25 protein-coding genes are annotated in these 23,932 nt (G+C 46.7%); 14 read left to right on the top strand and 11 right to left on the bottom strand.

Going from position 1 to position 23,932, the window contains the following annotated elements:
- Nucleotides 1-68: 68 nt before the first annotated feature.
- The 9 genes from lafA to DYB02_RS19200 all read right to left on the bottom strand — a co-directional run bounded on the left by lafA (nucleotide 69) and on the right by DYB02_RS19200 (nucleotide 8,285).
- On the bottom strand, nucleotides 69-923 hold the full coding sequence (gene lafA, locus DYB02_RS19240; protein WP_015313606.1) for a lateral flagellin LafA: 855 nt from the start codon (nucleotides 921-923) through the stop codon (nucleotides 69-71).
- Between the two features lie 304 nt (nucleotides 924-1,227).
- A complete protein-coding gene (locus DYB02_RS19235; RefSeq protein ID WP_005499872.1) occupies nucleotides 1,228-2,025 on the bottom strand; it encodes an EAL domain-containing protein in 798 nt (265 codons plus the stop codon).
- Nucleotides 2,018-4,108, bottom strand: a complete 2,091-nt coding sequence (gene flhA, locus DYB02_RS19230) for a flagellar biosynthesis protein FlhA (RefSeq protein WP_005478396.1) — start codon at nucleotides 4,106-4,108, stop codon at nucleotides 2,018-2,020. Before flhA ends, DYB02_RS19235 begins: the two co-directional genes overlap by 8 nt.
- Before the next feature lie 31 nt (nucleotides 4,109-4,139).
- Nucleotides 4,140-5,267, bottom strand: a complete 1,128-nt coding sequence (gene flhB, locus DYB02_RS19225) for a flagellar biosynthesis protein FlhB (protein WP_005462787.1) — start codon at nucleotides 5,265-5,267, stop codon at nucleotides 4,140-4,142.
- Nucleotides 5,264-6,040: a flagellar biosynthetic protein FliR gene (gene fliR, locus DYB02_RS19220; RefSeq protein ID WP_029803575.1), complete on the bottom strand. Its 777-nt coding sequence runs from the start codon at nucleotides 6,038-6,040 to the stop codon at nucleotides 5,264-5,266. Before fliR ends, flhB begins: the two co-directional genes overlap by 4 nt.
- Complete coding sequence (gene fliQ, locus DYB02_RS19215) at nucleotides 6,040-6,309, bottom strand: flagellar biosynthesis protein FliQ (protein WP_005462792.1); 270 nt, start codon at nucleotides 6,307-6,309, stop codon at nucleotides 6,040-6,042. The genes fliR and fliQ overlap by 1 nt, the downstream gene beginning before the upstream one ends.
- 12 nt (nucleotides 6,310-6,321) lie before the next feature.
- Nucleotides 6,322-7,080: a flagellar type III secretion system pore protein FliP gene (fliP, locus tag DYB02_RS19210; protein ID WP_005462793.1), complete on the bottom strand. Its 759-nt coding sequence runs from the start codon at nucleotides 7,078-7,080 to the stop codon at nucleotides 6,322-6,324.
- 18 nt (nucleotides 7,081-7,098) lie between these two features.
- Nucleotides 7,099-7,470 carry a flagellar motor switch protein FliN gene (fliN, locus tag DYB02_RS19205; protein ID WP_005462794.1) on the bottom strand — a complete coding sequence of 124 codons (372 nt, stop codon included), beginning with the start codon at nucleotides 7,468-7,470 and terminating at the stop codon, nucleotides 7,099-7,101.
- A complete protein-coding gene (locus DYB02_RS19200; RefSeq protein ID WP_005462796.1) occupies nucleotides 7,467-8,285 on the bottom strand; it encodes a FliM/FliN family flagellar motor switch protein in 819 nt (272 codons plus the stop codon). The genes fliN and DYB02_RS19200 overlap by 4 nt, the downstream gene beginning before the upstream one ends.
- 386 nt (nucleotides 8,286-8,671) lie before the next feature.
- Between DYB02_RS19200 and DYB02_RS19195 the strand changes: the two genes are divergently transcribed.
- Genes DYB02_RS19195 through fliJ form a run of 8 tightly spaced genes read left to right on the top strand, consistent with a single transcriptional unit; the run spans nucleotide 8,672 to nucleotide 16,695 of the window.
- Nucleotides 8,672-9,694, top strand: coding sequence for a MotY family protein (locus DYB02_RS19195; RefSeq protein WP_029803576.1), 1,023 nt, complete (start codon nucleotides 8,672-8,674; stop codon nucleotides 9,692-9,694).
- Nucleotides 9,694-11,025, top strand: a complete 1,332-nt coding sequence (locus tag DYB02_RS19190) for a sigma-54 interaction domain-containing protein (protein WP_005478291.1) — start codon at nucleotides 9,694-9,696, stop codon at nucleotides 11,023-11,025. Before DYB02_RS19195 ends, DYB02_RS19190 begins: the two co-directional genes overlap by 1 nt.
- A gap of 16 nt (nucleotides 11,026-11,041) precedes the next feature.
- Nucleotides 11,042-11,398: a flagellar hook-basal body complex protein FliE gene (gene fliE, locus DYB02_RS19185; RefSeq protein WP_015313601.1), complete on the top strand. Its 357-nt coding sequence runs from the start codon at nucleotides 11,042-11,044 to the stop codon at nucleotides 11,396-11,398.
- Between the two features lie 3 nt (nucleotides 11,399-11,401).
- Nucleotides 11,402-13,156, top strand: coding sequence for a flagellar basal-body MS-ring/collar protein FliF (fliF, locus tag DYB02_RS19180; RefSeq protein WP_011106531.1), 1,755 nt, complete (start codon nucleotides 11,402-11,404; stop codon nucleotides 13,154-13,156).
- Nucleotides 13,119-14,138 carry a flagellar motor switch protein FliG gene (locus tag DYB02_RS19175; protein WP_005478340.1) on the top strand — a complete coding sequence of 340 codons (1,020 nt, stop codon included), beginning with the start codon at nucleotides 13,119-13,121 and terminating at the stop codon, nucleotides 14,136-14,138. The genes fliF and DYB02_RS19175 overlap by 38 nt, the downstream gene beginning before the upstream one ends.
- A gap of 3 nt (nucleotides 14,139-14,141) precedes the next feature.
- Nucleotides 14,142-14,897, top strand: a complete 756-nt coding sequence (gene fliH / locus DYB02_RS19170) for a flagellar assembly protein FliH (RefSeq protein ID WP_005478070.1) — start codon at nucleotides 14,142-14,144, stop codon at nucleotides 14,895-14,897.
- Entirely contained in the window at nucleotides 14,890-16,239 is a 1,350-nt protein-coding gene (fliI, locus tag DYB02_RS19165; RefSeq protein WP_025508162.1) for a flagellar protein export ATPase FliI, read from the top strand. The genes fliH and fliI overlap by 8 nt, the downstream gene beginning before the upstream one ends.
- A gap of 15 nt (nucleotides 16,240-16,254) precedes the next feature.
- Nucleotides 16,255-16,695, top strand: a complete 441-nt coding sequence (gene fliJ, locus DYB02_RS19160) for a flagellar export protein FliJ (RefSeq protein WP_005462826.1) — start codon at nucleotides 16,255-16,257, stop codon at nucleotides 16,693-16,695.
- Between the two features lie 37 nt (nucleotides 16,696-16,732).
- On the opposite strand, the gene DYB02_RS19155 is transcribed toward fliJ, so the two are convergent.
- Both DYB02_RS19155 and DYB02_RS19150 read right to left on the bottom strand, forming a co-directional pair.
- On the bottom strand, nucleotides 16,733-17,770 hold the full coding sequence (locus DYB02_RS19155) for a S1 family peptidase (RefSeq protein WP_029803579.1): 1,038 nt from the start codon (nucleotides 17,768-17,770) through the stop codon (nucleotides 16,733-16,735).
- Nucleotides 17,771-17,857: 87 nt separating this feature from the next.
- Nucleotides 17,858-18,748 (bottom strand): LysR substrate-binding domain-containing protein, encoded by an 891-nt coding sequence (locus tag DYB02_RS19150; protein WP_029803581.1) that lies wholly within the window; start codon nucleotides 18,746-18,748, stop codon nucleotides 17,858-17,860.
- A 112-nt stretch (nucleotides 18,749-18,860) separates the two neighbouring features.
- Between DYB02_RS19150 and DYB02_RS19145 the strand changes: the two genes are divergently transcribed.
- The 6 genes from DYB02_RS19145 (at nucleotide 18,861) to DYB02_RS19120 (ending at nucleotide 23,887) form a co-directional block, all read left to right on the top strand.
- Nucleotides 18,861-19,787 (top strand): DMT family transporter, encoded by a 927-nt coding sequence (locus DYB02_RS19145; RefSeq protein WP_005485821.1) that lies wholly within the window; start codon nucleotides 18,861-18,863, stop codon nucleotides 19,785-19,787.
- Nucleotides 19,788-19,887: 100 nt separating this feature from the next.
- Nucleotides 19,888-20,340 (top strand): SRPBCC family protein, encoded by a 453-nt coding sequence (locus DYB02_RS19140; RefSeq protein WP_029803582.1) that lies wholly within the window; start codon nucleotides 19,888-19,890, stop codon nucleotides 20,338-20,340.
- A gap of 139 nt (nucleotides 20,341-20,479) precedes the next feature.
- Entirely contained in the window at nucleotides 20,480-21,232 is a 753-nt protein-coding gene (locus DYB02_RS19135; protein WP_031822829.1) for a phosphatase, read from the top strand.
- Between the two features lie 153 nt (nucleotides 21,233-21,385).
- Nucleotides 21,386-21,775 (top strand): cytochrome b562, encoded by a 390-nt coding sequence (locus tag DYB02_RS19130; protein WP_005462833.1) that lies wholly within the window; start codon nucleotides 21,386-21,388, stop codon nucleotides 21,773-21,775.
- Nucleotides 21,776-21,938: 163 nt separating this feature from the next.
- Nucleotides 21,939-22,298: a hypothetical protein gene (locus DYB02_RS19125; protein WP_071936908.1), complete on the top strand. Its 360-nt coding sequence runs from the start codon at nucleotides 21,939-21,941 to the stop codon at nucleotides 22,296-22,298.
- Nucleotides 22,299-22,447: 149 nt separating this feature from the next.
- On the top strand, nucleotides 22,448-23,887 hold the full coding sequence (locus DYB02_RS19120) for a PepSY-associated TM helix domain-containing protein (protein ID WP_029803585.1): 1,440 nt from the start codon (nucleotides 22,448-22,450) through the stop codon (nucleotides 23,885-23,887).
- Nucleotides 23,888-23,932: the final 45 nt, after the last annotated feature.

The following is a 23,932-nucleotide window of genomic DNA, read 5'->3' as shown; positions in this document are numbered from 1 at the left end:
AAAAAGCCTCCCATAGGGAGGCTTTTGCTTTTGTACATATTAACAATATCGTACGTTCTAATTCGTTATTAACGAAGTAGAGACATTGCCATACTAGGTAGCTGGTTGGTTTTAGAAAGAACTGTAGTACCAGCTTGCATAAGCATTTGGTTCTTAGTCATGTTTGAAGACTCAACTGCGAAGTCTGCTTCCATGATGCGGCCTTTCGCTGCAGAAGTGTTCTCAACCATGTTGCCTAGGTTAGTCATTGTGTGCTCTAGACGGTTGATGTTTGCACCAAACTGCGCACGAGTAGCACCGATATCTTCGATAAGGCCACCAGCATCACTGATTTTATCAAGAGCTGCTTTAGCTTTAGTTGCGTCACCGATACCGTCAGTGATAGCTGCGTCAGCAAGTGTAGCTGCTACTTTTTTGATGCTTGCAGATGCGTCTACGTCTAGAGTTTCAGCTGAAGAAGCACCGATTTGGAAAGTAACTGCGCCCGCTTCAAAACCACCACCAGCTGCTAGTAGTTTTTGACCACCAAAAGATGTGTTGCCCATGATGTTGTTTAGTTCAGCTGAAAGCTGTTTGAACTCAGCGTCCATTGCTGCGCGGTCTTTATCACTGTTTGAACCGTTCAAAGATTGTGTTGCAAGGTCGTTCATACGGTAAGTGATGTTAGTCATCTCTTCCATTGCACCCTCAGCAGTTTGCATCATAGAGATGCCGTCCTGAGCGTTACGCATTGCTACAGACATGCCGCGAGTTTGAGCTTCCAAACGGTTAGCAATTTGTAGACCTGCAGCGTCATCAGAAGCTGAGTTGATGCGGTAACCGGTGCTTAGACGCTCCATCGCAGTATTTAAAAGACCACTTGTGCTGTTTAGAGTGTTTTGAGTTACAAGTGATGCGTAGTTAGTGTGCATTGATAAAGCCATCTTAGTCTCCTTAGTTTATCACTATTTCTTTCAGGCCTTGGGATATTCCCTAGTCACTAACTAGAGGCGGTCGCTTGCCACTAATGATTAATTTGAAAATTAAAAATTTTCTAAAAAAGATCAAAATTGATGATTTTTAGTGACTTGCATTCCACTAAGTTGGGGTTTGTTACCGTTTTAGCGTTAGTTTCCGATGTGTTTTGATCGGCATAAGATTAAGGCAGAGAGAAAATCTAAAACGAGAAAAGTAAAAAAGCGCGAATCATTCGCGCTTTTTAGTTTAGCCATGAGGGTTGGGTTTCAGCTATTCCTCATCAAAGGAACGGAAAGACAGGGAAGTAGGGATGTCACTGAAGTAACCAAAGTAATAACTTGCACCGAGCAGTCGATAGCGGTTGAGTTCGACTTGGCTTGCAACGCGACCAGCAACCCACTGGTATTTGTGTTTTCTTAGAAATCGCGCAATGGGTAAAAATGAGTGTTGATCTTGTTTGTTCTCTATCGTTACCGAGAGTTTGATCATATCTGGATCAAATTCAGCAATACGCTCAAAATGCGTTTGGGATGTGGCTACTTCAAACCACAATGCAAACGCATTTTCCTTTAGTTTTTCGACAAGCGTTTCCATGCGTTCGTGAAGGCACAATGTTTCATCTGCTTGTAAGGATGGGATTACATGCTGGAAAGCGGCTGAGTGAAACTGAACCATCTGCTCTAAAAAATACACGCCCGGATCCCACAGCAGTGCATCGACACGAATGGGTACGACGACGTTGCTGATTAAATCTGGATGAAAAGCTTCTAATTGAAATTGAGTTTGTCGTATGGCGAGATAAAGGCTGAACAAATCTAAGCAGTATTGCATTTGTTCGGAAAGCTCAAACTGATAAACGCTTTGCTCTCCGCGCAATCCGAATCTCAAAGTAAGGTGTTGATACACCACCTCACCGGATTGAGTTTCACGAATGGCTTGGCAAGCGTGTTGGATGTCATTGTGTTTGAGTGCTTCAAATACCAATTGATCGTCGTCCGTGACGATGTGTTGTACCGCGAGACTGCAAAGATATTCGTATATCGCGTGTGTTGAAATAAGATTAACCAAGGTTTCCTACCACATTGATCTGTTTGTTTTCTGGAATTTCGTTGTAAGACAGCACAGCCAATCCTTGAGTAAAAGTACGCGCATAACGCGCCAGTAGTGGGCGTAATTGCGGCATTACAAGTAGTATTGGCGGTAAGCCTTGCTGCTTAAGTTGTTGTCGAATCAAAGGTAAGTTTTGTTGGAACTGACCAAGAATATTCGGTTCGATTGGGAAACTATCGAGAACCACTGTACCTGAAGCTTGCGCTTGTTGCAGCGACGTCAGTAGCATTTGCTCCAATTCATCCGATAAAGCGTAAACATTGAGCTCAGGTTTTTGCCCTGCAATTAAGTTAACTAGCGTGCGTTTTAGTGCGCAGCGAACATCAGCAGCTAACAAAATCGGGTCTTTCGTGTTTTCTGAAGACTCCAGCATGGTATTCGCAATGGTTCGGATGTCTTTTAGTGGCACCTGATCAAGCAATAGCTGGCGGTACACTTTGAGCTGTTGAGCTGGGTTAAGTGCAGCGGCTAAGGCTTCTGCCAATTTCGGCGCTTGTTGGGTTAATCGCTGCGTCATCGCTTCTACATCATCGTGTGTAAACAATTCTGCAAGGTTGGTTTTCATGATTTTGCTGATGTGTGTTGCGATCACGGTACCGTCGTCCACGACTTGGTAACCCATGTTGAGTGCCTTCGCCTTGTCTTGATGTTCAATCCAAACCGCAGGAAGTTGGTAAGCAGGATCGCTCCCTAGAATGCCATCGATTTCACCGTAGGTGTCGCCAACGGCAATCGCCATTAAACGCTCTGGTTCGATAAAGCCCTGCTCAATCACTTCTCCATTAAGAGAAATGGTGTATTGGTTCGGTTTTAGGCTTAGGTTATCGCGAATGCGAACTTCTGGTAGAAGAAAACCTACCTGTTCTGAGAGGTTACGACGTACGCCACGAATACGTTGCGAAAGTGGCGCACCTTGATCCTTGTTTACTAGGTGAACAAGACGGTAACCAAGCGCAAGAGACAGAGTGTGCACGTGTGGGATGTCGTCCCATGTGAGTGGTGTGTCTTCCTCTTGCATGGCTTGAGAAAGTGCTTCCACCTGTTCGATTTGCGTGTCTTGAACTGGTTTCTTACTTTGTCTCCAACCTGCAAACCCTAATGCGCCAGCAAATGCAAAGAATGCAAGGTGCGGCATACCCGGAACCATACCAATGACCGCCATGATCCCTGCAACCGTAAACAAGGTTGCTGGAGTTGCGAGCAACTGTTTCTGCATGGTTTCTGACATGCCGTTGTCGCTGTCATTGATGCGAGTCACGATGATTGCAGCTGCGGTTGCCAGTAATAGCGATGGAATTTGCGCTACCAAGCCATCACCGATGGTTAGCAGTGCATAAGTTTTGAATGCTTCAGACGCTGGTAAGCCGTGTTCGAAAACACCGATGCTGATACCACCGATGATGTTGATGAATAGAATCAACAGACCTGCGACCGCATCACCGCGAACAAATTTCGACGCACCGTCCATTGAACCGTGGAAGTCGGCTTCGTTCGCAACTTCTTTACGGCGCAGACGAGCGGTTTCTTGATCAATCAAACCGGCGTTTAAGTCCGCATCGATTGCCATTTGTTTACCCGGCAGGGCATCCAATGTAAAACGCGCGGAGACTTCTGAAATACGTTCACCACCTTTGGTGATAACCACAAAGTTAATGATCATTAAGATGATGAAGACCACCATACCGACAACGTAGTTGCCGCCGATGACCACTTCACCGAAAGCTTGAATGACTTTACCAGCGGCATCGCCACCGTTATGGCCTTCTAGCAATACGATTCGGGTTGAGGCGACGTTCAGCGTTAGGCGAAGTAAGGTTGCCACCAACAAAATGGTTGGAAAAACAGAAAAGTCGAGTGGTCGCTTTGCTGTGGTACTGACCAGCAATACCAAGATCGCCAATACGATGTTAAAAGTAAACAGCGCATCCAATAGCAATGGTGGTAATGGCAAAATAACCATCGCCAGAATCATCAGCAAAACAATGGGGATGCCAATGTAGCCTTTGGTTGAGGTTTGAAGTTGTTTTAACCGAGTAAGCATACTTTCGTGTCCTTGGATAAACGCGGGTTAATCAGTGCTGCAAGTGTTTTGGAATTGAAAAATGAGGCAAAGGTGTCGGCTTTTTTCCGTCTCCTTTACGAAAGGCTTTCAACTGCAAAACGTAAGTAAGAATGTGTGCCACGGCGATATAAAGTTGGCTTGGAATCGCTTGCTCTATCGCGGTGGTGTGATAAATCGAACGTGTTAAAGGTGGGGAGTTAATGATTTCCACCTGATTTTCTCGCGCGATACGTTGAATGTGCATGGCTGTTTCATCGACGCCTTTGGCGACCACAAATGGCGCATCTGAGAGCGACGGCTCATATTTTAGAGCGACCGCATAGTGTGTCGGGTTCGTGATCACTACGTCGGCGGTCGGTACCATTTTGTCGATTTTTCGGCGCGCAAACTGCTGTTGAATTTGGCGTATACGTTGCTTGACTTCCGGGCGGCCTTCGTTGTTTTTGAATTCTTCCTTTAATTCTTGCTTTGTCATGCGAAGTTCTTTGAGGTGTTCCCAACGTTGGTAAGGAATATCAATCACACCAAACAACAGCAAAGCAAATCCCATCAAGAGCAGTCCTTCAAACAAGATAGACATCACCATTGAAAAACCTTGGTTAAGCGGTAGGTTTTGAATGCCTAGCAATGGCTGAAGGTGATTGTCCAAGTAGCCGTAAAGGATGCCGAAAATCACCGTTACTTTGATTGTCGACTTAACCAGCTCCACCAACGAACGCGTTGAGAAAATACGCTTAATGCCGCTGAGCGGGTTGAGTTTACTCAGTTTTGGCAACATGTTTGCGGGACGAAACATCCAGCCGCCCAAGACCATACTGCTACCGAACGTCACGATGATGATAACCGTGAAAAGTGGCAACAGCATTTCGATGATCATGCCAAGGCTCTGACCCACTTGTTCTACCATTTGCTGTGGGTTTTCTAGGTCGGCTTTCGTCAACGACATGTTATAGCGAAAAATGCCGAACATGCTTTCCCAGATGCTATTGATTTGAGAGTAAAAATACAGCGCTACAGCCATGAAAATGACTGCAGTGGTGAATTCTTTCGCTCGTGGAATTTGGCCTTCCTGGCGGGCTTTTTTAACTTTCTGGGGGGAGGCCTTTTCGGTTTTGTCTTGTGACGACTGATCGCTCATGCGCCCCCCAACATAAAGTTGTTTAAGTGTCGGATCGTCTCATGCGCCAGCGCGGTGTAGCGGCCCGGAACACCGGAAACAGAAATCAAAACACTGAACAGGCCAAGTAGCATGGTCATCGGAAAACCTAGCGCATAAACGTTCAGAGAAGGTGCGGCGCGGTTCATCACACCAAAACTGATGTTCGCCAATAGCATTGACACGATGGCGGGCAGCGCAAGTGCGAGAGAAGCGGCAAACATCCAACCAAACACATTGATCACGCCTTGCAGTGATAGGGCCGTGATGCCTGAGCCAACAGGCCACACCACAAAACTTTGGATAACAATATCGATCACCAGTAAGTGCCCTTCTAGTGACAAAAAGAGTAAGGTCGAAAAAATCAAAAAGATACGGCCTAGAATCGCCACCGACAGACCATTCACAGGGTCGTTCATCATTGCCATACCTAAACCCATCTGCAAAGAAATGGTTTGGCCGAGCATGGTGAACACGTTAAACAGCATGTGCAGAATCAGACCGAACATCAAACCCCAAATCGCTTGCTCAAATGCGAGAAACAAAGAGGTTAATGAGAAGAGTTCAACCGTAGGCATTGTTGGCATTAATGGCGCTGTGATGACAACGATAGAGAGTGCTAATAAGCTGCGAACCCAAATCGGAATCAACGCGTCACCAAAAAATGGCATGGATAAAAATACCGCTCCCACACGAAAAAACGGCCACCAAAGTTGACCGAGAATTGCGGAGAGGTCTGCAAATGTGATGGCCATCAGCCAATCATCCCCGGAATGTTGTGGAACAAGAAATCAAACAACTCCATGATTTTGCGAAGAATCCAGTGTCCTGCAAAAATCACCATCAACAGAGTGACGATCAGACGTGGTAAAAAGCTCAATGTCTGTTCGTTGATTTGCGTTGCCGCTTGGAATACCGCAATACCCAAACCCACAATCAGGCCTGGCACTACCAGTACGGCCACCATCAAGATGATAAGCCATACCGCATCAGAAAATAGAGTAACGGTTAATTCAGGTGTCATTATGGGCTCCTGTTAACCGAAACTGGCTGAAAGAGTGCCGACCGTCATCGCCCAGCCATCGACCAGAACGAACACCACCAACTTGAATGGCAAAGAGACGATAAGTGGTGAAAGCATCATCATACCCATGGCCATCAAGACGCTAGCGACCACCAAGTCGATGATTAAAAACGGAATGAACAGCATAAAGCCGATTTGGAACGCAGTTTTAAGCTCACTGATCACAAACGCAGGAAGAACAACGGCAAACGAGATGTCTTCTACTTTTTGATCGAGCGGCTCATTGGCAATTCGCAACATTTGCTCAAGAGAGCTCTGATGGGTTTGCGCCAACATGAAGTTGCGCACGGGCTTTTCCGCCACGGAAAATGCTTGAACCAGCGTAATTTCACCATTGTCGTATGGTTGGAACGCGTTCTCGTAGATATCCGTCCAAACTGGGCGCATGATGAGCAGAGTAAGCGTTAATGCAATACCCACTAACACGCGGTTTGGCGGGCTCTGCTGCAAACCAAGCGCTTGGCGCAAGATAGCCAGCACCACAATAATGCGTGTAAAGCTCGTCGCCATCAAAATGAAAGCAGGAAGGAAACTGAGCGCCGTCATCAACAAAAGAATTTGTAGTTTAACGCTGTACTCTTGTTGTGCGTCGCCGTCCGTAACGGACAGAATTGTTAAGCCGTTGTCTGCTGCCATTGTTGGGAATGCAAACAAAAGTGACACCAATACCAACAAAGGTAACCAACGATGCCAAGCGCTCAGATTGTTCATTGTACTGCCTACCAAAAATTATCGACCAACGCCGCTTAATGCCGAATCGTGTACGTCAATCAAGCGAAGACCGTATTTGTCATTAACGACAACTACTTCCGCATGGCCAAGTAGGGAACCGTTCACTTTTACGTCCAACGGTTCGCCGTTCAGCTTTTCAAGTTCAATGACGGTGCCTTCGCCCGCTTTCATCAAATCACCAAGTGGGATCTCTTTACTTGCGACTTCAAGCGTGACAGTCACAGGGATGCTTTTGAAAAAGCTCAGGTCGCGCTCTGCAGCAACAGGCTCAGGTTGGCGCGTTGTTTCAGCTTCAAAGTCTTCTAATTGAAAATCATCAAAGTTCAGTTCATCTGTGTCGAACGCTTTAGTTTCAGGCGCTTCGCTCATCGCTGCGTTTCCTTATCCGGGTTAAAAATCAAAACAAGCTGTCCGTCTTGCTCAGCAATACGGCCAGTAAAGAGAGGTTGATTGCCAATGCTTACCGGTACGGTATTCAGTAATTCGATTGGCATGATGTCATCAGGTTTTAGGCTGACAACGTCACTTAGAGCCATCGTTTTTTTACTCAATACCACGTTAAGACGAACTGGCGTTGATTCTAGGGAACGACAAAAAGGTTCATACAAATCCACGTCTGATTGCAGCTCAAGCTGTTCAATCAAGGTTTGGATCAGATGCGTGTCCAGTTTTAAGTACATCGACCCTTGATAACCTTCAAAGGTGATATTTAATTGGACACATAAGCCTATGCCGCGTGGAGCTTCATACTCACATGCTTCCCACATGTCTTGCGGTGCTAGCCAACCGATAATAATGCGGCTGATTCTTTCCTGTAGGCGAAGATCACTGGCAGTCAGTGTTGCGACTGAACGCTCTGTATTAGCGCCATAAAAACGGTCTGCTAATTTAACGAGAGTCTGAGTATCACCGTGAACAAATACCATGCCACCTTCTTGGTGCTTATGGGTGGATGTCTGATCTTTGTCCATCATTGCAGGAGAGAATCGATGCAGGTCTACGGAGGTTAAGCTAGCTTCCACTTTGTTTGTACTGAGCCAATTTTGCAATTCATTCGTTAGGCTTGAACAAGATTCTGAAATTAAATTTTCAAGCTTATCTCGAATGATATGAATAGGCTTGCCTAATAATTCGACATCAAGAGGTTTGATATCGGAAATAGACTCACTAACTCTAGTTTCCATTTATATTTTACCGTGCGTTAACAAACTAAGTTCTTCTAACTTAATATTCGGTAGTCTACACAGAGTTTTTCATGATGTTTTAGTTTTAACTTCGAATTATGTGACTTTAGTTCACATGTTGCTTATGTCAGTACATGCGAAGCTTTTAATAAAAATTAAAAAGGGTTAGTTTCATTTATAAATCGGTTAATAAATTAAAATAGCAACTTTTGAGCAATATTTGTTGTTATTTCACCAGGTTCCTCTATCTGGTTACTAACGTGATTATTATAAAAAAATTAATATAAATAGTTGTTTTATTGGTCTTATCTCGTTTGTTTTATGGGTGTTCCAGCTCATGTAAACGTTTGCCAATCAATTTAAGTATTTCAGAATAGGTAATTAACATGATTAGCTATGCCAGTTATAGAGCTTCAGTGGCATATTTAATTAAACTGCTTAAGTCATGGAAATGTAAGATATACCTTTCCTTTCGTAGTTTGATAATAATTTGTAACGTCTTTTTTTCTTTTGGTTTGGTCAATTTTAATCCAGCCTTGTCTGGTGAAGTATTGACAGTTCCAATGGATGTTTCTAGTTGGTTTTTTTCAGGAAATAAGTTTGAGTGCAACCTCGTGCACTCAAAAGTTCCAATGGGGAAGTTTTATTTCCGCTTGGAACCAAATAATAAGATTTCCTTTATTTCCGACATACGAGGTGAAGGGAAGGAATGGCAAGGTGCGACACTAATTAGTCAAAATGCACCGTGGGGTAAAGAGCTTTATAGAAAAGTTGAATCTTCTCTTACGGTTACCAAGCCTTCTCGTCGATTTGTATTCCGTAAAGGCGCACCCTCACTAATGAAGGCGATTGCCGGTGGTAGTTGGATTACGCTGGTATTGGAAGGAAAAGACGCTTCCGCTTTGTCAGAGGTCAGAATCCCAACAATTCAAATTCAAAAGGCACTGGGTGAATTTAATGCGTGTCGAGAGCGACTACCGAAACTGTCGTTCTCACAAGCAAGAGACATCGTTTTGCCTTTTCAATTCGGTCAGAAAACACTAAATGCGACTCAGCAACAGGCGTTAGCTGCGCTCTATAGCTATCTTTCTGTTGATGACCGAGTGACGAAAGTACTAATCGATGGCCATACCGACAATGTTGGACCAAGGCTTACCAACCTTTCGGTATCGCGTTTACGTGCTCAACAAGTGGCCGATGCACTGATTGCTCACGGTGTAAACCCAAATATTATCGAAGTCAGATCTCATGGTGACCGATATCCGGTCGCAAATAACAATACAGCAGCTGGTCAGGCAAAGAATCGACGTGTGACGTTGCGCCTAGTCAGAGACAACGAACGCACCATAGAAAAAAACACCATGTACGTACAACAACAGACTCAACAAAAGAAGGTTAAGGTTCAATGATGACGAAAACGAATATTTTGTTGGTTGAGCCGAACGAACACCTTGCTCAACCTGTACTGGATGTGCTGAAGAATGCCGGTTACACCGCAAAGCACACACGTACAGGGCGAAGCGCACTGTTAGAAGAGCGCGCAAGCATCACGTTAGTGAGCTCTACGCTACCGGATATGTGCGTACGTGAGTTTGTTGCGTGTCACCAGAAGCAGCGTAATGCTGGCGTTGTGATTGCGATTGTGGATCAAGAACAAGGCATTTTGGCGGCAGAGACTATGAAGTCGGGCGCGACCGATTACTTGTTGCGTCCGTTTGAAGCGAATCAGCTCATCAATTTGCTAAAGCGTGTTGAAGCTCTTGGCAAACCAATGGCGAACATTGTGGCTGAGTCGTGGCGCAGTAAGCAGGTACTTCAATTGGCGCACCGTGCAGCGTGTACGAACGCGAGTGTGTTGATCACGGGTGAGTCTGGTACGGGTAAAGAGGTGCTGGCTCGATATGTACACGAACACTCTCCTCGCATTAATGGCCCATTTGTTGCAGTGAACTGTGCCGCGATTCCTGAATCGATGCTAGAAGCGGTGCTTTTTGGTCATGTGAAAGGCGCGTTTACTGGCGCGACGAATTCGCAAAGCGGTAAGTTTGAAGAAGCAAACGGCGGCACGATTTTGTTAGATGAAATCGGTGAAATGTCTCCTGCAGTCCAAGCCAAACTTTTGCGTGTACTTCAAGAGCGAGAAGTGGAACGTGTGGGCAGTCACAAAGCCATCAAGCTTGATATTCGAGTGATTGCCGCAACCAACAAAGATTTACGAGAAGAAGTGCAAAAAGGCACCTTCCGTGAAGATCTTTACTACCGATTGGATGTGTTGCCATTGCATTGGCCACCACTTCGCGAAAGAAAAGAAGACATTTTACCGATCAGCCAATTCTTTATTGAAAAATATCAAGATAGCAGCCGCTGTCACTTATCTCAGGATGCGATCAGCGCTCTGAGTCAGTATCACTGGCCGGGCAATATTCGTGAATTAGAGAACGTTATTCAACGTGCCTTGGTGATGCGCCATGGTGACTACATTACAGCGCATGATCTGATGTTACCGATTGAACTCATTGCCCCAGTGCCTTCCATGGAACCAAAGTCCAGCTTTGGTCATGTGGAAGCGAAGAAGCAGGCTGAATACCAATTTATTTTGGACAAATTACGTCAGTTTGGTGGAAACCGAACCAAAACCGCAAACGCCTTGGGAGTATCAACCCGAGCGCTACGTTACAAGCTCGCAGCCATGCGAGAACACGGTATTGATTTACAGTCGGCTCTAGGCTCGGCTGCCTAATAGGAGAAAAATATAGATGGCAAGTCAACCTACTAATGCGGTCTCGGCAGAGCAACTCATGTTGTCAAAAATGCAGGCGATGCAGGCTCAAGTGCAGCCGCCTGAATTTATCGTGAGTGCCAACCCTTTAGATCAACAAGCACTGAATACTCCACTGTCGTTTTCTCAAGCGATGACGAACGTGTTGGATACAGTCAATCAACATCAATCTGCGGCCAGTCAAAAAATGACGGCGGTAGAAACTGGGCAAAGTGACGACTTAGTTGGCGCAATGGTCGCAAGCCAGAAAGCCAGCTTATCGTTCAACGCTCTTATGCAGGTGCGCAACAAAGTGGTTGCCTCTTTTGAAGATATTATGAAGATGCCGGTGTAATTCATGTCAGAACTAACCCCCCAAGTTGCCGGAAATACGGCCATGACGACCAGCACGACACAAGCGTTCTCGCCAGCAGGCAACATGGACGACGTGACAAATAAGCTTAAGCAGCTTTGGTCAAGTAGCCAACGAAATCTTGTTCTATCCGCTGTTCTCGCGGCGATTGTAGCGGCGATCATTGTGGTTGCGCTTTGGAGTTCTTCTCAAAGCTTCCGTCCGCTTTACAGTCAACAAGAGCGATTCGATATTGGTGAGATTGTCTCGGTCTTAGAGAGTGAAGGTGTGAGCTACCGCATGCAGGAGCAGAACGGCCAAGTGCTGGTTCCTGAAGGTGAGGTGGCTCGCATTCGTATGTTATTGGCGTCAAAAGGCGTAAAAGCGAAACTGCCAACCGGATTGGATTCACTGAAAGAAGACAGCTCATTAGGTACCAGCCAGTTTATGGAGACTGCGCGTTACCGTCATGGTTTAGAAGGTGAGTTAGTACGCACTATCATGTCGCTAAACTCGGTAGCGAATGCGCGTGTTCACCTTGCGATTCCTCGTCAAACGTTGTTTGTTCGCCAAAACGGTGAAAACCCGTCTGCATCTGTCATGCTCGAACTCAAACCGGGTGAAGACCTTAAGCCAGAACAGGTTGAAGCGATCATCAACTTGATCGTAGGCAGTGTGACGGCGATGAAGCCTGAGTTTGTTTCTGTCATCGATCAATATGGCCGACTGTTGAGTGCTGATGTTGCGTCAGCAGAAGCGGGCAAAGTAAACGCGAAGTATCTGGAATACCAAAAGAACGTTGAGAAGCAAATCATCCAACGTGCGGCAGACATGCTAACGCCGATTGTTGGCCCTAGTAATTTCCGTGTTCAGGTTGCAGCCGATATGGATTTCAGCCAAGTGGAAGAAACGCGAGAAATCCTTGATAACGCGCCAGTGGTTCGTAACGAACACACCATTCAAAACAATTCGATTGACCAAATCGCGCTTGGCGTACCAGGTTCTCTCAGCAACCAGCCTCCAGTGACTGGTGAGGCGGCGACAAACGACAGCCAAAACACCAATGCGCGCTCTGAAGTGAATCGTCAGTATGCGGTTGGCAGCAGCGTGCGCCGTACTCAGTACCAACAAGGTCAGATTGAGAAATTGAGCGTATCGGTTCTATTGAACTCAAAAGCATCACCAGACGGTGTGGCTTGGAGCGATGCAGACAAAGCGCAAATCTCTACCATGATCACCGATGCCGTTGGCATTTCAGCTGCGCGAGGTGACAGCTTGAGCTTGATGAGCTTCAACTTCACACCGATTGATATCGACGCGCCAACAGCTCTGCCTTGGTGGCAAGACCCTACGGTTCAACAGCCATTACGTTATGTGATCGGCGGGATGTTGGGCTTGGCGATGATCTTCTTTGTGCTGCGTCCATTGATCATGCACCTAACTGGCGCAGACAAGCCAGTTCCTGAACTGAACTTTGCTGAGCCGCCACAAGAAGAGCCTGATTACGACAACTTGCAAACACGTGAAGAGCGTGAGCATGAAGAAGTGCTTAACCGTCGTCTGTCTGAAAAAGGCATTTCTGCCTCGACGGGTCTGGATGTGAACAGCGACATGCTGCCTCCTGCAGGTTCTCCACTAGAGATTCAATTGAAACACCTACAGCTTATTGCTAATGAAGAGCCAGAGCGCGTAGCCGAAATACTGAAACAATGGGTAAACATCAATGAACACAGCTCAGTTGACGTCAAAACAAACGCTTAGTTATGTAGAACAAACCGCGCTTGTGCTACTGGGCATGGGCGAGGATGCAGCGGCCAAAGTGTTGCAGCATTTCACCCGCGATGAAACACAGCGTGTGACTCGCGCAATGGCGAAACTGAATGGCATAAAAAGCGATTCAGCACGCGGCGTGATTCAAAACTTTTTTGAAGATTTTCGTGAGCACAGTGGTATTCGTGGTGCATCGAAAGAGTACTTGTCGAACACCTTGCGTAAGGCGCTCGGTAACGATCTTGCTAAAGGTCTGTTGAACAACCTGTACGGTGACGAAATTCGCAACAACATGCAGCGTCTGCAATGGGTAGAGGCTGAAACGCTGGCGCGATTTATCGTCAACGAGCACCCGCAGATGCAAGCCATTTTCTTGGCTTATCTGCCAGCGGATAGCTCATCTGCCGTGCTGAAGCATTTGCCGCAAGACTACCATGATGAAATCATCTTCCGTATTGCGCAGCTACAAGACATCGATCACCAAGTCGCGACCGATCTGCATGAACTGGTTGAACGTTGTATCGAAAAAGTGTCTGCAAGCCAAAGCGTACCGCTTTCTGGCGTTAAGCAAGCGGCAGACATCATCAACCGCTTTGAAGGCGACCGTGGTTCATTGATGGAAATGCTCAAACTGCATGATGAAGAAGTGGTTAACGCCATCGAAGAGAACATGTTTGACTTCATGGTGCTGGGCCGTCAACGTGAAGAAACCATGGACATGCTCGTACAGCAAATTCCACTCGAGCTTTGGGCTACGGCACTGAAAGGTTCGGATATCACGTTGCAGCAAGCGATCAAACGCTCAATGCCACAACGTATGGTGAAAGCGCTAGAAGACGATATGGAAGCGCGTGGTGCAGTTGCACTAAGTCGAGTTCAGAAAGCGCGCCAAGACATCATGCAAATGGTGCGCGAGCTTGATGAGTCGGGTGAAGTTCAGTTGCTTCTATACGAAGAGCCAACGGTGGAATAAAGCATGGCAGAACAAAGATCGAACATTATGCGACTGCCTCCAAGTGGTTACCGTTTACACCGTTTTCCGCCGCTGGCTCAGCCAGTTGCGGTTGATGAAGAGTTCGGCTTGGACAACCAAGGTTGGCAAGAGTCGCAAGTGGACATTCAGCAGCAACTTGAAGCCGGTTTCCAACAGGGGCTGCAACAAGGTCATGAAGAAGGTTTACGCCAAGGTATTGAGCAAGGTAAGCAACAAGGCTTGCTCGATGGTCAGAAAGAAGGCTTCCAGAAAGGATTTGTTTCTGGTGAACAAGCTGGTAAGCAAGGCTTTTTAGAAGCGGCGAAGCCAGTTAATGATTTGTTCCAAGCCTTATCTCGCTGGCAAAGTGAAAAAGAGCAGCAGCAACGCCACATGATTTGTGAGTTGGTACAGAAGGTGGCTCAGCAGGTGATTCGTGCCGAGCTTACTCTGATGCCACAGCAAATTCTGGCGCTGGTGGATGAAACACTGTCTGCGATGCCGGGCAAAGCGGAAACCGTGACGGTTCATCTCAACCCACAAGATCTAGAACGCATTACGCACATTAACGCGGATCTGCCTAAGTCTTGGAAGCTGGTTGCCAACAACGAACTGCCAATTGGTGGTTGTCAGTTAGTGACGGATGATGCGGAAGCGGACGCCAGTTGTGACTCACGCTTAGAGGCGTGCATGGACAACGTAAAACAGCACTTGTTAGACGAAGTCAGCATTCCACAGGTTGAGTCTGAAAATGAGTAGTACATTAAGCCACGAACTATTAAGTGAGCGTTTGAGCGATGCACTAGCATCGCTTGATTCTATTCCCGTTGCGCGAGTAACCGGACGCTTGATTAAAGTGAACGGCTTGATGTTACAAGCGGTTGGATGTCGTTTTAAGCTTGAGCAACGTTGTTTAGTGGAAACCGCCGAAGGCGATATGATCGAAGCACAAGTGGTCGGCTTTGATCATACCGTTGCGTACTTAATGCCAATCCGCCGTTTAGGCGGTTTGTTTGCAGGTGCGAAGGTGATCCCATTAGACGGCGACAGTACCGTGCAACTCAGCTCTCAGTGGATGGGACGCGTGGTGAACGGCTTAGGCGAGCCATTGGATGACGGCATGCCGCTTAAAGGGGGCGATCGTGTTTCACTTGAACCTAAACCGATCAACCCCCTTAAGCGTCGTCCTGTCGATACACCGCTTAATGTTGGCGTTCGTGCGATCAACGGTTTGCTGACGGTCGGTAAAGGTCAGCGTATTGGTCTAATGGCGGGCAGTGGTGTTGGTAAAAGTGTGTTGATGGGGATGATCACCAAAAACACGGAAGCGGACGTCATTGTGGTGGGTTTGATTGGTGAGCGTGGTCGAGAAGTTCGTGAGTTTATTGAACGCAACTTAACGCCAGAGGCGAGAGAAAAAGCCATCATCATTGCAGCTCCTGCGGATGAATCACCATTGATGCGACTTAGAGCGACACTGCTTTGTCACCGCGTCGCGGAGTATTTCCGAGATCAAGGCAAAGATGTACTTTTGTTGATGGATTCCCTAACGCGTTACGCGATGGCTCAACGTGAAATCGCGTTATCTTTGGGGGAACCACCAGCGTCGCGCGGCTATCCGCCTTCGGTATTCAGTGTGTTACCGCAGCTATTAGAGCGAGCGGGTAACAGTGAAAATCCTCATGGCAGCTTAACGGCGATTTACACTGTACTGGCGGAAGGCGACGATCAGCAAGACCCAGTCGTGGACTCTGCTCGTGCCATTTTGGATGGACACGTTGTGTTGTCGCGCCAGCTGGCGGAACAAGGGCATTATCCGGCGATTGATATCAACGCTTCTATCAGCCGTTGTATGAGCACTTGTACGCAACCTGCTCATTCCACCATCGCAAACAACTTCCGCCAAATGTACTCCAATTACCTTCAGGTGAAAGAGTTACTTCCGCTTGGTGGCTATCAACCGGGTCAGGACCCTGAGTTGGATCAGTCTGTGTCGATGTATCCGCATTTGCGTTCGTACTTACAGCAATCAGCGAACGAGGCGGTGGATTACACCACCAGTTTGACTGAGCTGGCTCAAATGTTCCAAGGTGCACCGTAGAGAGCGAACGCAGCGATGAAAGCCAAACTTAAAGCGGTCGGCAAACTGCAACAAATGGAAGAAAAGCAGCGTGATAGGGTCGGGCAACAGCTCGACGCTATGCGTCAGCGTCACAATCATCTTTCAACGCAGTTGCAACAACTTTCAGCTCTCAAAGGGCACGCTGGTCAATCGGCGTTGTCCTCTCCGTCTTTGAATAGCGCGGCGTTGATGAACTTCAACCGCGTTGATCAGATGCTGCAAAGAATGCTCCGTCACCACGAGCAAGAACAAGCGGTGATGCAAGCTGAATGTGCATCAGTACAAAAAACGTTAGAACACAAACACGCTCGCGTTCAAGGGTTGGAAAAGGTATTAGAGAGATGGCGTACCAAGCAAAATTATGAGAAAGCCAAAAAAGAGCAAAAGCTGATTGAAGACATCATCAACTCTCGCGTGAAACGCAAAACGTTGTAAGCGTTTTGCGTTTATTTTTATCTAGTAAAGAGAAACGTTACGTCGTCTTTCTGCGTCGCAGCCAACCCAATAATCCTCCAAAGAACAACAACCCTGCACCCATTGCACCGCCGCTGCCGTTATCGCTAAATCCTGAAACATTAGTGTCTTCTGGATCAAAGCCTGAATCACCTTCGCTATGGTAATCCTCTAAGGCTGCTAAGCTCGCGTTATAAACGGTTTTAACCCCAGAACTGGTTCTTGCCTCTATCCACGAGGTGTAATTCAGAATCTCTGTGAAGACGCTCGGAATGGCTGCCGACTTACAAATGGATGAGCCGTAGCTCACAATCCCGATTTGCTGATACATACCGTTGCTGTCTTGATAGGTGAGTGGGCCGCCAGAGTCTCCGCTACATATTCCGGTATAGCTACGGTCTGGAAAGCCATTTGCACAAATGTTTTCTTGATCGTTATACCCCACAACGAGAGAAGCGCATTGGGCATCAGAAAGCGGTTGAACCTCCGCCCATCGCAAATAGTTCGGGCCGCTGGTGTCGGTCGTGGACGTTTGTCCCAATCCAAAGATTTGATAAACCGATTCGCCGCTGTAATCGCCAAAATCTTGAGGCAGAGTGATGGACTGAACGTTATCGGTAATTGGTCGGGTTAACTCCAATACCGCCAAGTCATTAATCCATAGGTCATTAGGATCATAGTTGGGATGAATTGTAATAGTGCGAACGTCTTTGAACTCTTCGACATAAACATCGTTCATGGTTGGATTTTTTACCAGAACACGGAGGTCATTTGCTGTCCAACCGTCAGTAAAAACCGAGGATTCTACGCAGTGGGCGGCCGTTAATATGAAACGATCATTAACGATAGAACCACCACAAATATTCGCGAATTGTCGGTCGCCCGTTTTGTGTAAAATTAGCCGAGCAAAGAACGGGAGCTGATTTTGAGACGCTTGCTGGCCTCCAATAATCGCGGTTGAAATGCCTTGCTCGTCAAGCTCTGCCCCGTCATTGGCATTACCCACTGCTGGTACAACGAGACAAGCCCCAATCACTACTCTATGAAACAATCGCATAGCCTCATCCTTGAGTTTTTTCGCACTCTATTTACTTTAGCCGAGAGTTCACCAAGCTCAAGTTAACGTATTGAGTAACAGGCTCAGTTACGCAAATTCTTGTTTTAACCACGAGCGCAATAGGTGAAAGCTTTCTTGCTTGAGCTTATGCGGTGGGCACACAAAATAAAGTTGCTGATTAGGATTGATCACAGGCTCACCAAGTTCGATCAGCTGACCGTACTTGATGTCGTCTTTCACAAACAAACGATGAGTCACCAACACACCCAAACGACGCGTGGTTGCCTGTACCGCTTGAATCGACATATTAAAAGTGATCGGCTTTTTGTTTTTTGGACGAGCGGCTCCTATCGCGTCTGACCAGACTTGCCAATCGTGTTTTCTGCGCTCATTCGTGACCTCAATGAGCGGATACGTCTTTAAGATGTCAGAAAGATTAACTGGATTGCTGTGGTCGATGAGATCAGGGCTGCACACTAATACCAGTTCGTCTTCACTGAGCTTTTCGCAATAGTAGTCTTGCCACTCTTCAGGTTTGCCATGCACCAACGCAGCATCAACGCCTTCTTGTTCCAAATTGAACCGTCCAGAAAGGTTAGATAGGCGCACATCAAGTTGGGGCGCATAGGCTTGAAGGCGTGGCATACGTGGGATCCACCAATGCAGTGCCAAGGAATTCACCATGTTTAGCGTAATGCGTTGAGAGTTTTGATCGTGCATCAGTGCTTCAGTTGCATCGACGATTTGTTCTAACGCTGGCGCGACTTTGCGGTAGTATTTTTTGCCTTCCGTATTGAGGTACACATGGCGTCCAATGCGGTCAAAAAGCGGTTTGTTTACTTGGCTTTCGAGAGATTTAATCGCTTGGCTGATCGCCGAGTGGCTAACGCTCAGAAGCTGGGCGGCTTCCGTCATACTGCCTGATTCTGCCACCGCCACAAACGCGTAGATGGATTTTAATGGTACTAATTTGCGCATGGAACGAACCTGTTTTCAATGTGTAAGTTTTACTTACAATAGTGGTTAATATTACTCGCTATTTCTATAAAGTCACTTTTCATAAAATGCTCCGAGAATTAAGGAGTATCTAATGAATCACGTTCACAAACCCATCGTATTTATGTTGATGTCTACATTAAGCTTATCTGTTACGGGCTTGCTAGCAAAGCAGCTGTCTGAGGCGCTTTCGGTAACCATGTTCAGCTTTCTGCGATTTTTCCTACCTGCGCTTATCTTGCTCTTAGTTCTGATCCCGAAAGGCATCAAACTGCCGAAATCGACCGAGTTGAAGCCCACTTTGCTACGCGCACTTTGTATTGGTCTGTCTCAACTCTGCTTTATTGCGTCTCTTCAAACGTTAACACTGGTCGAAAGTGTTGTCCTTTTTGCTACAGGCCCGTTGTTTATGCCTGTGATTGAAAAGCTTGTCTGGCATGGAAAAATTCGTGCGTCCACCGTTTTTGGTATTGTGATGGCGTTTAGTGGTGTGGTGTTGTTGGCTGGAACGGAAGGCGAATTTACTTTGCGATACGACTTACTGCTTGGTTTGGCTGGTGGTTTGTTTAACTCCGGCTCACAATTGACGCTGTATAAAGTCAGCAAAAGTAATATGTCGCCGCTAGAGATCAACTTCTGGGCGTTTAGCTTTGCCGCGTTATTTATTCTGCCTTTGGCGCTTATCAACGATGGCTCTGGACTGTTGGGGGCTCATTCATTCTCACTATCCGTTGAGCCTAGTGTGCTGTGGCTATTAGTCATGTCGATGTTGATCATCAATACTCAAGTGTTTCGTGCAAAAGCCTATCAACTGGCCAGTAGCGGCTCTCAACTCGCACCACTGATTTTTACCAACTTGTTGTTTACGGCCGTTTGGCAATCACTTTTTTTCGCTGATGTAATGAGCCGCACTCAAATCGCGGGCATGGGCTTAATTGTGCTCGCGACGGTATTGAATGGGTGCTGGGATGTATTGGTCAAGCATCATCAAAGCAAGGCGTTACAAACGAGAACATCTTAGTGTCTGGTAAAAGTAAGTTGAGATAAGCATTTAAAACGCAAGCAAATTTGATTTTTCCTGAGAATAAACTAGCGTCAATGAAGGTTCAGGGAGAGAAAACATGCTTACATTAAACTATTACGTAGAAATAACCGCGACTCCGCAGCGCGTATGGAGAGTGCTGACGGATGCTGAGCTTTACAAGCGTTGGGCGCAGGCATTTTCACCTCAATCTCAATTCGAAGGGGAGTGGGAAGAGGGCAGCGACATCACCTTTTTTGATCCGGATATGGGCGGCACTCGCGCAGTGATTGATTCTGTGCAGCTACTGCATCGGCTGGAGTTTCATCATGTTGCCATCTTTAACCCCGACAATAGGCAACAGTTGGACGCCGATATTGCCGCCAAGTGGATTGGATCTCGTGAGATCTATCAGATCGACACAGAAGACGAACGCTTGTTGCTCAACATCACCATTCACACTCACAGTGACTTTGTATCGATGTTCAACAATGGGTGGGAAAAAGCGTTGCCATTGATTAAAAGTATTTGTGAGGAAACGGACTCGCAATAGCACTAAATATCGAGACGCACTTTTTCCATTTCTAGGCTGAGTAAGAGAGCGTTCACCGCCGCATTTTCGGTGTTCGCTACATCTTGACCGCACGAGGGTATACAATACCCGCAAATTTGAGTACTCAAGAGACTGGATGATGGAATTTAAGGTTGATACCCACACGCATACTTACGCGAGTGGTCATGCGTATAGTACGTTGATTGAAAACGCAAAGTCGGCAAAAGAGAACGGGTTAACCATGTTTTGCACGACGGACCATGCGGAGTCGATGCCGGGTGCGCCTCACTACTGGTTTTTCTCCAACCAAAAAATTCTGCCTCGTTTTCTTGAAGGTGTTGCCATCGTTCGCGGAGTGGAATCCAACATACTTAACATTGAAGGTGAAATTGATATTCCGCCAAGCGTCGATCGCAATTTGGACTGGGTTATTGCCAGTTTCCACGAGCCCGTTTTTCCACCTGCCAATAAAGAAGCCCATACTGAAGCGCTGATAAACGTCATCAAAAGCGGTCGCGTTGATGCGTTAGGGCATTTGGGTAACCCGAACTTCGACTTCGATTTTGAACAAGTGCTGAAGTGCGCTAGAGAGCACAATGTAGCGATAGAAATCAATAACACCACGCTCAAAGGCAACAGCCGTGTTGGCAGTGTGGATCGTTGTCATGAAATTGCGCAAATCGGCAAAGCGTTAGATGTGTATTTTACTACGGGAAGCGATGCACACTTTTGTCATGATGTGGGCAATCTGGATCTTGTCAGTGAGCTGATGGACAACCTTGATATTGATAGCAACAAAGTGATTACTCACTCTGCTAAACAGTTTTTGTCATTTCTTGAACTGCGTGGCCGCTTGCCAATCGCAGAGTATGACGAGATTCGCAACGCATAAACTTGATTACATTTTAGGTATGCACCCTAGGTAAGATTGCTTTACACTGCCCCTCTTAAATACCCGAATATTCCTACAATGCGCATTAGCGTGGCGAGTTATTTGGGTAAACGAAGCCGACACAGAATTCGGCACTAAAATGGAGAAGTGAAAATGTTACGTCCTTTAGTTCTAGGGTGTGCGATTGCGTTTGGCTCAACATACGCGATGGCAGAAGCGGTTGATTTGAAGCAAAACATGAAGCAGATGAAGATGGAATTCAAACAGGCCGCAGAAGCGTCTGACGTGGAAACCATGAAATCAGCGATTGATAGCTTGCAAGCCATTGTAGAACAGTCAAAACGTGGTAATTACCCACCAGAAAAGTTTGATACTTACCTAGAAGGTTTCAACAAGCTGTCGGTAACGCTAGACAAAATCGAAGCGGATCTGGATGCAGGTAATTTGACAGAAGCAAAAGCGCAACTGCGTGAGATCGATAGCCTTCGTGAAGAGTACCACGACAAGCGTAATCCAAGCATTTGGAGCAAGCTGTTTGGTTAAGCAGCGCTTACGTGCATGAATGATTGAAAGAAAGCCCGCAAATTTGCGGGCTTTTTTGTCTCTGTCAACATGATGATTGTGAGGTAGTAATCACTTATTGATCCTCTTTTTGAGCTGAAACTCAGAATTGGCTACTCTGTGTGAAATTTGTTAAGTCACCGTTATGCGTAGATTAATTCCTTTTTATCGCTCCATGTTATTCGCTAGCGCCTTAAGTTGGGTGCTCGTGACACTGATGCCTGTTATCAATGCTCATGGTAACAGCATGGGCGTGTGGGCGACGCTTTGTACGCTAAACGGTTTCGAGCTGGTTCAGATAGAAGAGGGCGACAGCTCGGTGACGCACAAGGGCAAGCCGTGTCCATTTAGTCACTTTTCCACTTTCCACCAAGATTCACTTCCAACTACACCGATACTTTCACGACTGAGCTCGGTAATTTCTGAACGCTACACTTTTTTGGCTCTAAGTGTACGATTTGAAACGCCAGTTCCGCGCGCGCCGCCTGTGGTTTCTTTTTCATAATCCATAAAAACAATAAGTAAAGTCACACATACACTGCTCATTCAAGCAGTCGCATTCCCAAACCTGTCCAAATTTCACCGCATAGAAAAGCATGTGGGGGAAGCATTTGGTCAGCGTTTTTGGCGTGCAAAAATGAAAAGGAAATAAACATGTTGAGAAACTCAACAAAGCCTCAACTCAAGGAAGCGTCGCGCGCAAAATCCATCTACTTTATGACGTGGCGATGGCATTTCTACGCAGGATTATTCGTTATCCCATTTATGCTCATGCTGTCCGTCACCGGACTGGTGATGCTGTTTGATGATGAGATTGAACTGGCTCGTTATGAGACTACGCTAAAAGTGGTGCCGCAAGAGCACAAAGTACCAGTGTCCGTCCAGTTAGAGTCGGTTAAGCAAGCCTATCCCGATTTCAGCGTTACTCAATTTGTGCCTGCCAAAACAGCGCATCTTGCCAACCGATTTTCAATTAAAGCGGAAGATGGACGTTCGCTCGTTGCTGCAGTCGATCCATATACGGGCGAGGTTCAAGGCTCCATTGATCGCTCAGACAGCGTTTATGAGCTGATGAATAACATTCATGGCACCTTACTGATTGGTGAGCTTGGCGATCGTTTAATCGAAATATCAGCCAGCTTAGGTATTTTACTTTTGGTGTCGGGCTTGTATCTCTGGCTTCCTCGCGACAACGCCAGTCGAGCGGGCTTTTTGAAAATCCGTATTGCCCAAGGTTCTCGTATTTTATTGCGCGATGTGCACGCTAACCTAGGTGGTGTGTTGTCCCTCGTGTTACTGTTTTTCCTGATTTCTGGTTTGTCTTGGGCTGGAATTTGGGGTGCAAAGATGGTTCAAGCTTGGAACACGTTTCCGACCTATTACACTTGGGGTGAAAAGCCAGAGTCGACATTGACGCATAAGGATCTTAACCACGGTTCGTCAGAAGAAATGCCTTGGAACTTAGAGCTTGCTGCCGTACCTGAATCGAAAGATAAACCCGCCCATGATCACGCGAACATGGAAAGGGGGTCGTCTTACACGGCGAGCCATCGCGCGTTATCGATTGACGACATTATTCTTAAAGCCGAAATGATGGGCTTTACCAGCTACAAAATATTCTTGCCTCGTTCAGATAACGGTGTTTACACCGTTGCAGCCAACTCAATGGGAGGGGACATCTCTGACCCAAGACAAGATCGAACCAGCCATTTTGACCAATACTCAGGTCGTTTGCTGGTGGATGTGACTTGGCAGGATTACAGCTGGTTTGCCAAGTTAATGGCTGCGGGTATCTCACTTCACCAAGGAGACGTAAGCATCATCAACAAGGCGTTGAATGTGCTGTTCTGTCTGGCATTTATTCTGATTGCTATTTCCGGAGTGGTAATGTGGTGGTTACGTCGACCAAGTCGCAGCGCATCGCTTGGCGCGCCGCCACAATTTCAACATGACGGAGTGTGGAAATGGGGGTTAGCCACATTGGTTGCCATCTGTGCCGCGTTCCCGATGGGCGGTTTAGCCATTGTGAGCGTTTTGCTGTTGGACTGGTTGGTGTTCAACCGTGTCGAGAAGCTAAAAGCAGCACTGAACTAAGGTGTCGTATTGGTATAAAACAAGAGCCAGCGAATTGCTGGCTCT

Source organism: Vibrio parahaemolyticus, assembly GCF_900460535.1.
Taxonomy (GTDB): Bacteria; Pseudomonadota; Gammaproteobacteria; order Enterobacterales; family Vibrionaceae; genus Vibrio; species Vibrio parahaemolyticus.
The sequence above is the reverse complement of the archived record's forward strand: the minus strand, read 5'-3'. Positions and strand labels throughout refer to the sequence as shown.

What these genes read in the sequence shown, in the direction of transcription:
- lafA (WP_015313606.1), bottom strand. Translation starts at nt 923, where the DNA reads ATGGCTTTATCAATGCACACTAACTACGCATCACTTGTAACTCAAAAC.
- flhA (WP_005478396.1), bottom strand. Translation starts at nt 4,108, where the DNA reads ATGCTTACTCGGTTAAAACAACTTCAAACCTCAACCAAAGGCTACATT.
- flhB (WP_005462787.1), bottom strand. Translation starts at nt 5,267, where the DNA reads ATGAGCGATCAGTCGTCACAAGACAAAACCGAAAAGGCCTCCCCCCAG.
- fliR (WP_029803575.1), bottom strand. Translation starts at nt 6,040, where the DNA reads ATGGCCATCACATTTGCAGACCTCTCCGCAATTCTCGGTCAACTTTGG.
- fliQ (WP_005462792.1), bottom strand. Translation starts at nt 6,309, where the DNA reads ATGACACCTGAATTAACCGTTACTCTATTTTCTGATGCGGTATGGCTT.
- fliP (WP_005462793.1), bottom strand. Translation starts at nt 7,080, where the DNA reads ATGAACAATCTGAGCGCTTGGCATCGTTGGTTACCTTTGTTGGTATTG.
- fliN (WP_005462794.1), bottom strand. Translation starts at nt 7,470, where the DNA reads ATGAGCGAAGCGCCTGAAACTAAAGCGTTCGACACAGATGAACTGAAC.
- DYB02_RS19200 (WP_005462796.1), bottom strand. Translation starts at nt 8,285, where the DNA reads ATGGAAACTAGAGTTAGTGAGTCTATTTCCGATATCAAACCTCTTGAT.
- DYB02_RS19195 (WP_029803576.1), top strand. Translation starts at nt 8,672, where the DNA reads ATGATTAGCTATGCCAGTTATAGAGCTTCAGTGGCATATTTAATTAAA.
- DYB02_RS19190 (WP_005478291.1), top strand. Translation starts at nt 9,694, where the DNA reads ATGACGAAAACGAATATTTTGTTGGTTGAGCCGAACGAACACCTTGCT.
- fliE (WP_015313601.1), top strand. Translation starts at nt 11,042, where the DNA reads ATGGCAAGTCAACCTACTAATGCGGTCTCGGCAGAGCAACTCATGTTG.
- fliF (WP_011106531.1), top strand. Translation starts at nt 11,402, where the DNA reads ATGTCAGAACTAACCCCCCAAGTTGCCGGAAATACGGCCATGACGACC.
- DYB02_RS19175 (WP_005478340.1), top strand. Translation starts at nt 13,119, where the DNA reads ATGAACACAGCTCAGTTGACGTCAAAACAAACGCTTAGTTATGTAGAA.
- fliH (WP_005478070.1), top strand. Translation starts at nt 14,142, where the DNA reads ATGGCAGAACAAAGATCGAACATTATGCGACTGCCTCCAAGTGGTTAC.
- fliI (WP_025508162.1), top strand. Translation starts at nt 14,890, where the DNA reads ATGAGTAGTACATTAAGCCACGAACTATTAAGTGAGCGTTTGAGCGAT.
- fliJ (WP_005462826.1), top strand. Translation starts at nt 16,255, where the DNA reads ATGAAAGCCAAACTTAAAGCGGTCGGCAAACTGCAACAAATGGAAGAA.
- DYB02_RS19155 (WP_029803579.1), bottom strand. Translation starts at nt 17,770, where the DNA reads ATGCGATTGTTTCATAGAGTAGTGATTGGGGCTTGTCTCGTTGTACCA.
- DYB02_RS19150 (WP_029803581.1), bottom strand. Translation starts at nt 18,748, where the DNA reads ATGCGCAAATTAGTACCATTAAAATCCATCTACGCGTTTGTGGCGGTG.
- DYB02_RS19145 (WP_005485821.1), top strand. Translation starts at nt 18,861, where the DNA reads ATGAATCACGTTCACAAACCCATCGTATTTATGTTGATGTCTACATTA.
- DYB02_RS19140 (WP_029803582.1), top strand. Translation starts at nt 19,888, where the DNA reads ATGCTTACATTAAACTATTACGTAGAAATAACCGCGACTCCGCAGCGC.
- DYB02_RS19135 (WP_031822829.1), top strand. Translation starts at nt 20,480, where the DNA reads ATGGAATTTAAGGTTGATACCCACACGCATACTTACGCGAGTGGTCAT.
- DYB02_RS19130 (WP_005462833.1), top strand. Translation starts at nt 21,386, where the DNA reads ATGTTACGTCCTTTAGTTCTAGGGTGTGCGATTGCGTTTGGCTCAACA.
- DYB02_RS19125 (WP_071936908.1), top strand. Translation starts at nt 21,939, where the DNA reads ATGCGTAGATTAATTCCTTTTTATCGCTCCATGTTATTCGCTAGCGCC.
- DYB02_RS19120 (WP_029803585.1), top strand. Translation starts at nt 22,448, where the DNA reads ATGTTGAGAAACTCAACAAAGCCTCAACTCAAGGAAGCGTCGCGCGCA.